We start from the raw sequence: 12,824 nt of genomic DNA on the forward strand, positions 1-12,824 counted from the left end.
ATATTATACCACTATATCAAATTTGTTTAATAGATCTAATGTCTCTATCAGGAAGTAGAGAAATCAAGGTTTTAACATCAATTTGTTTATCAGGATGGATCCAATTCTTTTGAATCTCAAATAATGGAAATAATACAAAGTTCCTTTTGTGCATCATTTTATGAGGTAAATTAATCTTAGAGTTTTTTTTTGATACCAAATTATTAAAATCGATTATATCTAAATCACATGTACGAGGAGCATTTTTTTTTGCTTTCTTTCTACCTAATTGATTTTCTATAGATTTACATATTTTTAATAGTTCTCGAGGACTGTAATAACATTTTAATTTTAAAATTATGTTTAGGAACTTAGGTTTTCGTGGGTCAGGCCAGGAAGGGGTTTCATAATAACTGGATACTGCGAGAACATCTAAGCTATGTTCTGCTAATAAAAATTTTGCTTTTTCTATATTTCTTTTCCTTATACCTAAATTTGAACCTATTCCTAAAAAAACAATTTTAGCTTGATTTTCTAATATATCTTGCCTTTTCACGGTTCCAATCTCTACTTTTTTTTGTTGCTCTTTTATCATATTGCTTTTTCCCTTTTGCAACAGCTAGTTCTATTTTAGCTTTTCCTTTTTTAAAATACATTTTTGTTGGAACTAATGTGAAACCATCTCTTTGCATTTTACCTATCAATTTATTTATTTCTTTTTTGTTAAGAAGCAATTTTCTATCATCTGTTGGGTTGTGATTAGAGTAACTGGCTTGCTTGTATGGAGATATATGTGAATTAATTAAAACAATTTCACCTCCCTTTTCAACAGCATAAGACTCAGCGATATTGACCTTGCCCTCTCTTACTGATTTAATCTCTGATCCCTTTAAAACAATTCCAGCTTCAAAAAGATCTTCAAAAAAATAGTTAAAACTAGCTTTTCTATTTAAACAAATGATTTTCAAACCAGGATTGGTTTTTTTGTTCATTAAATTAACTTAGCAGACTGAAGAGCTTTTTTTACAATTTCTTTTGTTGTGTCTGTTACTTTTACAAGTGGTAGTCTCACATTGTCATCACAAAGTCCTAAAAGTTTTGCAGCATATTTTACAGGACTAGGATTACTCTCAACAAACATTGAATGATGAACTGGTTGTAATATTTTATCTAATCTTTCTGCTTCTTTCATTTCGTTATCGGTGTCTGATTTAGAGAATTTTTGAAAATCTGAACAAAGTTTAGGTGCAATGTTAGCTGTTACACTAATAGTACCTACTCCACCACGCTTATTAAATTCAAATGCATTATCATCATTACCTGTTAATTGAATAAATTCTTTACCCATTTTTTCAAGTGTCTGATTAACTCTATCTAAATCACCTGTTGCATCTTTAACACCAACTATATTTTTTAATTCATACAGTCTGGCCATTGTATCCACTGACATATCAATCACAGATCTACCAGGAATATTATAAATTATAATTGGTATGCCACAATTATCATTAATTGCTTTATAATGTTGATACAATCCTTCTTGAGTTGGTTTATTGTAATAAGGTGTAACTATCAAAGCGCCGTTAGCTCCTACTTTTTCAGCATGTGTGGTTAAAGAAATAGCCTCCTCAGTTGAGTTGGAGCCCGTACCAGCAATAACTGGAATTTTTCCATTACTTTCTTTTATACATAAATCTATAACTCTTTGATGCTCATCATGACTCAACGTAGGAGATTCACCTGTTGTACCCGCTGGCACAAGTCCATTAGTACCATTATCGATGTGGAAATGGATTAATTTTATATATGCTTCCTCATCTAGACCATTATTTTTAAATGGTGTAATTAAAGCAACATTTGATCCTTTGAACATAAATACTTATAACATAGTTTAAAGATTCATATACTAAAAGATTATGCTCAAAAAAATATTATTTTTAGGTTTCGCCGTATCTATATTAATATTTTCAAATAATCTCTTTGCTGAAATCAATTCAGTTGTACCTTTAAAAAAACCTGTTTTAAGTAAAGAAGAAATTCAAAAGAAAATATCTATAAATATTCTTAAGCCATTAAAGAAGCCCACGAAAACCAAAGAAATTAAAATCGAAGAAGTAATTGTTAAAAAAGAGTTGGTTTTAAAAGAAAAAAAATTAAGTTTTAAAATACCGAAGAAAAAACCAACTGTGGCTGGCATTAGCTCAGCAATGAATATAAAAATTTCAAGATATTATAGTAAAAGAGACTTCGGGTTAGCTAAAAAAGCCATTTCAGAAATGCAGAAAAGTAAATGGTCATCTGCACTAAAAATTGCAAAAAAAGCAAAAGACAAGTCAATTTATAATTTTATACAATGGAGACATCTTTTAACCTCAGGTAATCAAGCTTCCTTTTTCGATTATCAAGTTTTTTTAAATAAAAATTCAGATTATCCTAGAATAAGCAGAGTTAAATATCTTGCTGAGCATAAATTATCCACAGAAAGTGTCTCACCTAAAAAAATAATAAAATGGTTTGGAGAAAATGATCCATTAAGTGGTTATGGAAAAATGATACTTGGAGAAAGTCATATTTTAATTGGAGACAAAAATAAAGGTACAAAATTAATTAAAGAAGGTTGGGTCACAGCAGATTTATCCAAAAATGAATTAAAATATTTTAGAAAAAAATATAAAAAATATTTAAATGCAGATGACTATATTAAACGAGCTGATTATTTAGCATGGAATGGGGATCGTTGGGATTTACGAAGATTAATAAGGTATCTGCCAAAAGATTACGAACTTTTATATAATGCAAGACATCTTTTAATGAGTAAAGGTTATGGGGTTGACCAAGCCATAGCAAATGTTCCTCAAAAATTTAAGAATGACGCTGGGTTAAATTATGATCGATTGAAATGGAGAAGAAAAAAAGGACGTGTGGATTCTTCAACAGAAATCTTATTGAAAATAAGAAATGATAAAGAGTATTTAGTTAGGCCTGACAAATGGTGGAAAGAAAGAGAAATTATCTCAAGGGCATTGCTTTATAAAAAGAAATATGAAATTTCATATAAAATTTCAAGCAATCATGGAATGACTGAAGGATCTGAATATGCAGCTGCTGAATGGATGAGTGGATGGATAGCATTAAGTTTTTTAAATGATCCATTAACTGCTAAAGATCATTTTAAAAATTTTTATGAAAATGTTAGTTATCCAATAAGTTTATCTAGAGGTGCTTATTGGCTTGGAAGAACATATGAAAAAATAGGCGAAAGAGAGCAATCAAATAATTGGTACAGAGAAGCCACAAAATATCTTACTACTTACTATGGTCAGCTAGCTTTTTTGAAATTAAATCCAAATGGAAAATTTGAATTAGAAAAAGATATGGAAATTGATCCAAAATATAGAATTCAATTTTTTAATAAAGAGCTTGTAAAAATTTCTTATCTTCTAGATGAATTAAAGAAAGACAAATATACAAAACATATTTTAAGGCATTTAGCTAACGACAATATAGCCAAGGGTAGTGAGGTTTTGGCTGCAGAATTAGCTACAAGTATAAACAGATATGATTTTGCTATTCAGGTTTCAAAAATTGCTTCTTATCAAAAAAGATTTCATAATAAATACAATTATCCAATAATTAGTACTCCTAAATATATTAATAAAAGAAAAATTCCAGAAAGTGCTTTGATCTTATCCATAATTAGACAAGAAAGTGAATTTGATTTGGAAGCTAATAGTCATGCTGGTGCAAAAGGATTAATGCAATTAATGCCATACACTGCAAAATTAGTTTCAAAACAAGCTAAACTTCCTTATTCAAAATCAAGATTAACTACTGATCCAGAATATAATATTAATTTAGGTTCACATTATATTGCAGGTTTAATTCTACAATATGATGGTGCTTACCCTTTTGCAGTCGCTGCGTATAATGCTGGACCCAACAGAGTTAAATATTGGAAAAAAATAAATAAAGATCCACAAAAAAAACAAGTTGATTATGTTGATTGGGTTGAATTAATAAAATTTAGAGAAACAAGAAATTACGTACAGCGCGTAATGGAAAATTATAATGTCTATAGATATATTTTGGAACAACGTCCTGTGACCATGAAAAACTTTTTTAAAGATCAGCCTCTATTTTAGTGGCGGAAGAGGAGGGATTCGAACCCTCGGTACAAGTTTCCTCGCACGGTCATTTAGCAAACGACTGGTTTCAGCCTCTCACCCACTCTTCCGTATGACATTGTGTATTAAGCGATTGTATTGAAAATTCAATATATATAAAGTAATTATTCAATTATTATGAGAAATAAGTACTCGGTATTTTCGTTAATTAAAAATGCTCTTTCATATCATGAAAATTGGCAAAGAGCGTGGAAAGATCCTACTCCTAAAAAAGAATACGATGCAGTTATTGTTGGTGGTGGTGGCCACGGATTAGCAACAGCCTACTATTTAGCGAAAAAACACAATATGAATAATATTGCTGTTGTCGAGAAAGGTTGGATTGGTGGTGGAAATACTGGACGGAATACTACAATTATTAGATCAAATTATTTATGGGACGCAAGTGCGGGATTATATGATCATGCATTAAAAATTTGGGAAGGTTTATCTCAAGAACTAAACTACAATGTAATGTTTAGTCAAAGAGGTGTAATGAACCTTGCACATAATTTACAAGATGTTAGAGATTTAAAAAGACGAACACATGCGAATAGACTAAATGGAATTGATGCAGTCTACTTAAGCACTGAAGAAGTTAAAAAATTTTGTCCAATTATAAACACATCACCAGATATTAGATACCCTGTTTTAGGAGGAACTTTACAACGAAGAGCTGGTACAGCAAGACATGATGCTGTTGCTTGGGGGTATGCAAGAGGAGCTGATGCAATGGGTGTTGATATTATTCAAAATTGTGAAGTTAAAGGAATTAAAAGAAATGGAGATAGTGTTGAAGGAATAGAAACTACAAAAGGATTTATAAAAACTAAGAAAGTTGGTGTAGTTGCAGCTGGACATTCTAGCGTAATAGCTAATATGGCTGGTCTAAGACTTCCACTTGAAAGTAAACCTTTACAAGCTTTAGTTTCTGAACCTGTAAAACCAATTATTGATACAGTTGTAATGTCTAACGCAGTGCATGCTTATGTTAGTCAATCTGATAAAGGAGAATTGGTTATTGGTGCTGGAACAGACGACTATGTTTCTTATACTCAAAAAGGAAGTCACCAAATAGTTGAAGGAACATTAAATGCTATTTTAGAATTATATCCAATTTTTAGTAGAATGAGAATGTTAAGACAATGGGGAGGAATAGTAGATATTTGTCCTGATGCTAGTCCAATTTTAAGTAAAACTTCAATTAAAGGTTTATACTTCAATTGTGGTTGGGGTACTGGAGGATTTAAAGCAACTCCTGGATCTGGAGATTTGTTTGCACATACTATTGCAAATGATGAGCCACACAAACTTAATGCTGCATTTAATTTAAATAGATTTGTAAGCGGAGACCTTGTTGATGAACATGGCGCTGCAGCGGTTGCTCATTAATGTTTTTAATAAACTGTCCATACTGTGGAGAACGAGATCAGCAAGAATTTAAGGCTGGTGGTGAAGCTCATATCGAGAGACCTAAACAGCCAACAGAATTAAGTGATGATGAGTGGGCAGAATATTTATTTATGAGAAAAAATATTAAAGGTGTTCAATTTGAAAGATGGAACCATGCACATGGTTGTCGTAAATGGTTTAATATGGTTAGAGACACTTCTAACGATGAAATAAAAGCAATTTATAAAATGGGTGAAAAACCACCTTCTCAATAAAATGACTAAAAACTTAAGAGTAAAATCGAGTGAGTACATTGATGAAACTAATAGAATTTCCTTTAAATTTAATGGCAAAACTTACCATGGATTTAAAGGCGATACTTTAGCATCAGCATTACTTGCAAACGATGTTCATTTAGTTGGAAGAAGTTTTAAATATCATAGACCAAGAGGAATTATGACTTCTGGTTCTGAAGAACCAAATGCTATAGTTCAAGTAAATCCTGGTACCAACAGAACAGAACCTAATGTTAGAGCGACAGAAGTCGAGATTTACGAAGGTTTAGAGGCATCCAGTCAAAATTGTTGGCCAAGTGTAGAATTTGATATTGGTGGAATAAACAATTTTCTCTCCCCTTTTTTTCCAGCAGGTTTTTATTACAAAACATTTATGTGGCCTGCTAGTTTCTGGGAGAAATATGAATTTTTCATACGACACTCAGCCGGTTTAGGAAAATCACCAACATCAAATGACCCTGACATTTATGACCACCGAAATATTCACTGTGATGTATTGGTTGTAGGTGCAGGTATATCTGGAATATTAGCAGCAAAAAATGCAGCTAAAAATAATTTAAAAACGTTGTTAGTTGATGAAAAAAATGAACTTGGTGGATCAACTATTTATGAAAATAATGAATTTAACAAAATTGATAACAAAGCCCCTTCAGAGTGGTTAAAAAAAGAAATAGAGGAACTTAAAAATATTAAAAATCTTGAAATAAAAACTAGAACAAGTGTAGCTGCTTATCATCAATATAATTATCTTTTGGCTAGAGAAAATCTAACCGATCATTTAGAGGCAAAAGATAAAACAAATAAAATCAGACAAAGACTTCTTAAAATTAGAGCTAAGAAAGTTATTTTAGCTACAGGTGCATTAGAAAGACCTTTAATATTTAATAATAATGATAGACCAGGAATAATGCTTTCATCTGCTATAAAAAAATACAGTGAATTTTATGGAGTTGCATGTGGTAGTAAAAATGTATTTTTTACTAATAATGATAGTGCTTACGAAAGTGCTTTGTCACTATATAACAAAGGTATAAATGTTGAGGCAATTATTGATATAAGAGAACAATCTGAAAGTAAAATTGTTAAAAAAGTAAAAGAAGCAGGTATTAAAGTTTACTGGTCACATACGATTGTTGATACAGCTGGTTATAAAAGACTAAATAGTGTTTCAATCATGAAACTATCTAATGATGGTACTTCAGTGACTGGAAGTAAAATTTCTATTTCATGTGATTGCTTAGGAGTTGCTGGCGGCTGGACACCTGCAGTACATTTATATACTCAATCAGGAAACAAACTTAAATTTGATGAAGAAAAAAAAGTTTTCTTACCAAATCAGAACACATCTGAACAAATAAGTGTAGGATCTTGTGGTGGAGATTTTAAAATTGATGAAATCATTAAAAATTTAAATCAAAAACTTAAGGATACTCTAAATATTAATGAAACAGATTTAGATGGTATTAAAGTTGAGATTGATCAAGAAAATTCAAAAAGAAATATTTGGTTACTACCTTCCGATAAACCTTTGGGCAAAACTAAACCATTTGTAGATTATCAAAACGATGCAACGGCTAAGGATATAAAATTAGCATTAAGAGAAGGTTTTAGATCTATTGAGCATGTTAAAAGATACACGACTACCGGTATGGGAACTGATCAAGGTAAACTTGGAAATATGCATGCATTGGGAATAATTGCAGATACAGCTGGCGTTAAAATGGGAAAATTAGGAACAACTACGTTTAGACCTCCTTACACACCATTAACATTTGGAACTATTGTGGGTCGAAATGTAGGAAAGTTTTTTGATATTTTTAGAAGAACGCCAATGAATGATTGGCATGTTGAAAATAAAGCTGAATTTGAAAATGTCGGACAATGGAAGAGAGCATGGTACTACCCTATTAACGGAGAAACTATGCATCAAGCAGTTCAAAGAGAAAGTAAAGCTGCTAGAGAAAGTGCTGGTATGCTGGATGCCTCTACTCTTGGTAAAATTGATATTCAAGGAAGTGATGCTTCAGAATTCTTAAATAGAGTTTATACAAATGCTTGGTCAAAATTAGCAGTAGGAAAATGTAGATATGGGCTAATGCTAAATGAAGATGGTATGGTTTATGATGATGGAGTTACAACAAGATTAGGTGAAAATCATTACATTATGACCACAACAACTGGTGGAGCAGCAAATGTTTTAGGTAAACTTGAAGACTATCTTCAAACAGAATGGCCTGAGCTTGATGTTTATTTAACCTCTGTAACAGATCATTATGCTACAGCTAGTTTATGTGGACCTAATAGTAAAAAAATTCTTAAAAAAATAATTCCCGATTTAGATTTATCAGATGAAAACTTTCCTCATATGTCTTTTAAAGAAGCGAAGATCGGACATATCCAATGCAGAATAATGAGAATTAGTTTTACTGGAGAACACAGCTACGAAATAAATGTTCAAGCAAGTTATGGAAAAGATTTATGGGAAAAATGTATGGAGGCAGGTCAAGAGTTTAACATTACACCTTATGGAACTGAAACAATGCATTTATTAAGAGCAGAAAAAGGTTTTATTATTGTTGGTCAAGATACAGATGGAACCATGACCCCTATCGACCTTCAAATGGATTGGATAGTAAGCAAGAAGAAATACGATTTCATAGGAAAAAGATCTCTTTATAGATCTGATACAATGAGAGAAGATAGAAAGCAATTAGTAGGTTTATTAACTGATGATCCAAATATTGTTTTAGAAGAAGGAGCACAAATAGTTTCTGAATTAAATCAAAGTCCAGTAGAAATGCTTGGACATGTAACTTCAAGTTATTTCAGTCCAAACCTAAAGAAATCAATAGCACTTGCAGTAGTTAGAGGTGGAAAAGATATGATGGGAAAAAAACTTTTTGTGCCCATGGAAAATAAAAATATTAATGTCACTGTTGCGAATCCAGTATTTTATGATGAGAAAAATGAGAGGTTAAATGCTTAACTATAATTCAGTTATTAAAAATGAAATTAAGCAAGAAAGTATTTCTGTAAAAGAAATCTCTCCAGTAACAAAAATTAATTTGAGAGGTAAAAAAAGAGAATTTTTAACAAATGTTGGTAAAAATCTTAATATGATCTTGCCTACTGAGGCAAACACTTCAACAACGAGTGATAAATTAACAGCAATATGGCTTAGTCCAGACGAATGGATGATAATCTCAAATGAGCTGGCAAGTAAAGAAACTAATAAATCCGATCTATATGAAATGTTATTTAATAGTATTTCAAAAACAAATTTAGGTGCTGTTATAGATGTAACAGATCAATTTGTTCAATTAGAACTTAAAGGTGAAAATGTCTATGAAATCTTTTCAGCAGGATCTCCCTTTAATTTTAATGAATTTAAAGAAAAAAAAGGATCAACAACTCAGACTGTTTTAAATCATGTAGATGTAATTCTGCACCATAAAGATGAAAATATTTTAAATCTGTTTGTTAGAAGATCTTTTGCTGAACATCTTTGTTCTTGGATTGAAGACTGTGCTTCAAGATTATAAACTTATTTTTTTCTTCTAAAGTCCCATGGCATTTCAAATTTACCTTGCCAAAGGCCTTTTTTTTCATTTTTAGCATTAATTTCGTTTGATATATATTTTTTTGAGTATTTTCTATAAGCTACTGCATAACCGTTTGAAACTAGCCAAGAATTCAGATTTAAATTTCTTTTATAACATTCTCCAATAAATCTTTTGTATCTATCAACATCCAAAATTTTACAAGTTATTACTTTGTTATTTATTTTATTTTGTAATTTTTGAGTTGAAATTTTTCCACATGGATAATCTTTAGTAAAAGTAAAAAAAATTATTGTTAGATACGGTTTTTTACACGTTTGCTTGAATTCAGGTGCATCAATTCCGTATAATCTTATCTTTTTTGAATTTATTTTTATTGTATCACCATCAATAATTTGAGCATTTCCAGAAATTTCTTTAATCTCTTCAGACCTAACATCGTTATATGTGAGAATAAAAAAAATCGAACAAATTATAATTAAAATTATCGCTTTTCTTTTTGTAAAAAACATATTTAAAAAATATTAAATATTAGCTAATTTATGTTTAATATAATATTTGACATAAAAAAGTAACATCAATGATATCAACCATTGAAAGATGGCCCAAATATAAAAAAAAGTTTTAAAATCTGCATTTAAATACTTTGCAATGTAAAAACATAAAACTGGTACTATAACATTTCTGGCAATATTATTAACCATGGCTTTTTCAGATTTTTTTAAAGCCATAAAGAATCCATTTGATAAGAAAAATATTGGATAAGCAGGTAAAATAAATGCCGAAATCTTAAGGTACATCGAGCCATGCATAATTACCTCTGGGTTTGAAGAAAAGAATTTAGGAACAAAGTCAGCACTTATAAAAATAACTACACCAGCGATTAACATTATAATTAGACCGTATTTTATTGAAGTAAAATAGGATTGCTCCACTCTATCGTAATATTTTGCACCAATATTTTGCGCTATTATAGAAATTATTGCTGTATTAATTCCTAATATTGGTAACAAAACTACTTGCTCAATTCTTGTGGCAGATCCATACCCTGCAACAGCATATTCACCAAATAACCCAACATATGTAAAAACAATTGTTGCAGCAATAGAATACCCTAATATGGCAATTGTAATTGGCATTGATTGAAAAAAAATATTTTTTAAGAAAAAAAATTTAGTTTTGAAATGGTCTAAAGTTATTTGTTTAATTCTTTGATTATTTAATATTTTTATCAAAATAACCAAGAAAGATACAAATTGAGCAATTAAAGTTGCTATCCCAATACCAGTTATTCCTAATGGTGGTATAAATAAAAAACCAAATATAAAAATTGGATTTAAAATAATGTTTAAGAAAAAAGAAAATATTAGAACATTTCTGTAAGTTTTAGTATCTCCTTCTGCGTGTAAGAATGAATTTAATGCTACTACTAAAATAAATAATATCGTACCTAAAAAAATTACATTTATATATTCGAGTCCAAGAATTGTTACTTCTTGAGAGGAATTCATTAATAAGAATATCTTTTCACCAAAAGCAAATCCTAAAATAGATACAACTATCGAGATTATAATTGAATAAATGATTACATTTCCAAAATAACTTAAAACATTTTTTTCGTTTTTTTCTCCGATACTACTGCCAATCAATGATGTTCCTGCTACGGTAACTCCAATTGATGTCGCAATAATCAAAAAATATATCGGAAAAGACTTGCTCAAAGCAGATAAGGCTTCTGGCGATATTTTTCCTGCATAAAAAGTATCTACAATTGTATAAAGTGTTTGGAATAAGGTTCCTACACTTGCTGGTACAGCAAGTTTTCTTACTAACAACGAAACTTTATCTTTTAATAAATTCATTAATTTAAGATTTATTAATACTCTTTTTGGAAGATATGTCTTTTTCCTGCTTCTTTAGCAAGATTAATTTGTTTTTGTCTCATCCTAAATCTTGATTTTTGATGATCTGTTAGATTGTCGTGACAATTTGGACATGAAACACCCTCTTCATATTTTTTTGATTTTTTATCCTTACGAGATACAGGCTTCCTACAACCGCTACACATTGAATAAGAACCAACTTTTAGACCATGTTTTAAACTAATCCTGTTATCAAAAACAAAGCATTCACCTTTCCATAAACTTTTTTTCTTATTTGTTTTTTTAAGATAATTTAAAATTCCACCATTTAACTGATAAATGTTATTAAACCCTTTATTCTCCAAATAAACAGATGCCTTTTCACAACGAATTCCACCAGTACAAAACATAGCTATAGGTTGATTTTTTTTTAATTTTTTTAGATATTTTGGGAAATCTCTAAAGTTATCAACATCAGGATTGATTGCTCCCTTAAATGTTCCAACATCATACTCAAATGGTTTTCTCGCATCTATAAGAACAGTATCCTTTTCTTTAATCAGCTTATTCCATTTGATTGGATCTACATGGCTATCCTTTTTCTTTATTCTTTTGTTTAAAATTAAATTCATAGGAACAACTTCATTTTTAATTTTTACTTTAGGTTTATGAAATGGTTGGAATGAGCTTTTAGAGACATTGCTGCTGTTAAATTCTTTAAATTTAAGAGTTTTTTTTAAATTATTAATAGTGAATTTAATGTCTGCAGTTTTGCCAGAAATAGTTCCGTTTACCCCTTCTTTAGAGATAATTATAGTGCCTCTAATATTTTTCTTTTTTAAAGTTTCTAATAAAATTTTTTGATTTTTCTTTAGATAAGAAATTTTAATAAATTTATAAAAACCAACTACTTCAAACATTATAATTTTCTACAAACAGTCATTCCATCTCCAAGAGGAATTATTAATTTTTCGACCCTTGTATCCTTTGAGATATGACTATTAAACTCTCTAATATTTTTAGTAAATTTATCATTATTGTTTTCATTCACAACTTCTCCATACCATAAAACATTATCGATGATTATTAGACCATTTTTATTCAATAATTTTAAAGAACGCTCATAATATTCAAAATAATTCATTTTATCAGCATCAATAAAAACTAAATCAAACTTTTCATTTTTAATTTCATCTAAACTTTCTAAAGCAGGTTTAATTAATGTTTTTATTTTATGATCTTGATTAGCTTTTTTAAAAAAATCTAATGCTACTTTATTAGTTTCTTCATTTTTATCTAAAGCAATTATTTTGCCGTCATCTGATAACGCCAAAGCCATAGATAATGTACTTAATCCTGTAAATGTACCTATCTCTAAAATTTTTTTGATATTTGAAATTTTTATAATTAAATGCAGAAATTGACTTTGTGAAATTGAGATTTGCATTCTTTTGATATCACCAAGAGAAGTATTGTAATCAATTATTTCTTTTTGAACTGGATGTAAGTTAAATCCATGACTTAAAATATACTCTTGGATTTCTTTAGTTATATTTAGGTCTGAACCCATAA

At 29.8% G+C, this 12,824-nt stretch carries 12 protein-coding genes and 1 tRNA gene; 5 read left to right on the plus strand and 8 right to left on the minus strand.

Annotated elements, in window-relative coordinates:
* Positions 1–16: 16 nt before the first annotated feature.
* Genes folK through dapA form a run of 3 tightly spaced genes read right to left on the minus strand, consistent with a single transcriptional unit; the run spans position 17 to position 1,852 of the window.
* Positions 17–574, minus strand: coding sequence for a 2-amino-4-hydroxy-6-hydroxymethyldihydropteridine diphosphokinase (gene folK / locus AMO08_RS03375; RefSeq protein WP_256997652.1), 558 nt, complete (start codon positions 572–574; stop codon positions 17–19).
* Complete coding sequence (smpB, locus tag AMO08_RS03380; RefSeq protein WP_075485158.1) at positions 501–971, minus strand: SsrA-binding protein SmpB; 471 nt, start codon at positions 969–971, stop codon at positions 501–503. Before smpB ends, folK begins: the two co-directional genes overlap by 74 nt.
* Positions 971–1,852, minus strand: a complete 882-nt coding sequence (gene dapA / locus AMO08_RS03385) for a 4-hydroxy-tetrahydrodipicolinate synthase (RefSeq protein ID WP_075485161.1) — start codon at positions 1,850–1,852, stop codon at positions 971–973. Before dapA ends, smpB begins: the two co-directional genes overlap by 1 nt.
* 43 nt (positions 1,853–1,895) lie before the next feature.
* Between dapA and AMO08_RS03390 the strand changes: the two genes are divergently transcribed.
* Complete coding sequence (locus AMO08_RS03390; RefSeq protein WP_075485164.1) at positions 1,896–4,121, plus strand: lytic transglycosylase domain-containing protein; 2,226 nt, start codon at positions 1,896–1,898, stop codon at positions 4,119–4,121.
* Here AMO08_RS03390 and AMO08_RS03395 read toward each other — a convergent pair.
* Positions 4,122–4,213: transfer RNA gene (locus tag AMO08_RS03395), tRNA-Ser, on the minus strand.
* Between the two features lie 67 nt (positions 4,214–4,280).
* On the opposite strand from AMO08_RS03395, the gene AMO08_RS03400 reads away from it, so the two are divergent.
* Genes AMO08_RS03400 through AMO08_RS03415 form a run of 4 tightly spaced genes read left to right on the plus strand, consistent with a single transcriptional unit; the run spans position 4,281 to position 9,372 of the window.
* Positions 4,281–5,534 (plus strand): sarcosine oxidase subunit beta family protein, encoded by a 1,254-nt coding sequence (locus AMO08_RS03400; protein ID WP_075485167.1) that lies wholly within the window; start codon positions 4,281–4,283, stop codon positions 5,532–5,534.
* Positions 5,534–5,809: a sarcosine oxidase subunit delta gene (locus tag AMO08_RS03405; RefSeq protein WP_075485176.1), complete on the plus strand. Its 276-nt coding sequence runs from the start codon at positions 5,534–5,536 to the stop codon at positions 5,807–5,809. The genes AMO08_RS03400 and AMO08_RS03405 overlap by 1 nt, the downstream gene beginning before the upstream one ends.
* A 1-nt stretch (position 5,810) precedes the next feature.
* On the plus strand, positions 5,811–8,816 hold the full coding sequence (locus tag AMO08_RS03410) for a sarcosine oxidase subunit alpha family protein (protein ID WP_075485178.1): 3,006 nt from the start codon (positions 5,811–5,813) through the stop codon (positions 8,814–8,816).
* Positions 8,809–9,372 carry a sarcosine oxidase subunit gamma gene (locus AMO08_RS03415; protein ID WP_075485180.1) on the plus strand — a complete coding sequence of 188 codons (564 nt, stop codon included), beginning with the start codon at positions 8,809–8,811 and terminating at the stop codon, positions 9,370–9,372. Before AMO08_RS03410 ends, AMO08_RS03415 begins: the two co-directional genes overlap by 8 nt.
* A gap of 2 nt (positions 9,373–9,374) precedes the next feature.
* Here the strand turns inward: AMO08_RS03415 and AMO08_RS03420 are convergent, their stop codons facing one another.
* From AMO08_RS03420 to AMO08_RS03435, 4 genes are read right to left on the minus strand one after another with little or no spacing between them, the layout of a single operon-like run.
* Positions 9,375–9,902 carry a thermonuclease family protein gene (locus tag AMO08_RS03420; protein WP_075485182.1) on the minus strand — a complete coding sequence of 176 codons (528 nt, stop codon included), beginning with the start codon at positions 9,900–9,902 and terminating at the stop codon, positions 9,375–9,377.
* 12 nt (positions 9,903–9,914) lie between these two features.
* The gene (locus tag AMO08_RS03425) at positions 9,915–11,252 is read right to left on the minus strand and encodes an MATE family efflux transporter (RefSeq protein ID WP_075485185.1); all 1,338 of its coding nucleotides are present in this window, start codon (positions 11,250–11,252) and stop codon (positions 9,915–9,917) included.
* 14 nt (positions 11,253–11,266) lie between these two features.
* Complete coding sequence (locus tag AMO08_RS03430; protein WP_075485188.1) at positions 11,267–12,172, minus strand: oxygen-dependent tRNA uridine(34) hydroxylase TrhO; 906 nt, start codon at positions 12,170–12,172, stop codon at positions 11,267–11,269.
* Entirely contained in the window at positions 12,172–12,822 is a 651-nt protein-coding gene (locus tag AMO08_RS03435; RefSeq protein WP_075485191.1) for an O-methyltransferase, read from the minus strand. Before AMO08_RS03435 ends, AMO08_RS03430 begins: the two co-directional genes overlap by 1 nt.
* Positions 12,823–12,824: the final 2 nt, after the last annotated feature.

Origin of the sequence: Candidatus Pelagibacter communis (assembly GCF_001180205.1) — a bacterium.
Lineage (GTDB): Bacteria > Pseudomonadota > Alphaproteobacteria > Pelagibacterales > Pelagibacteraceae > Pelagibacter > Pelagibacter ubique_O.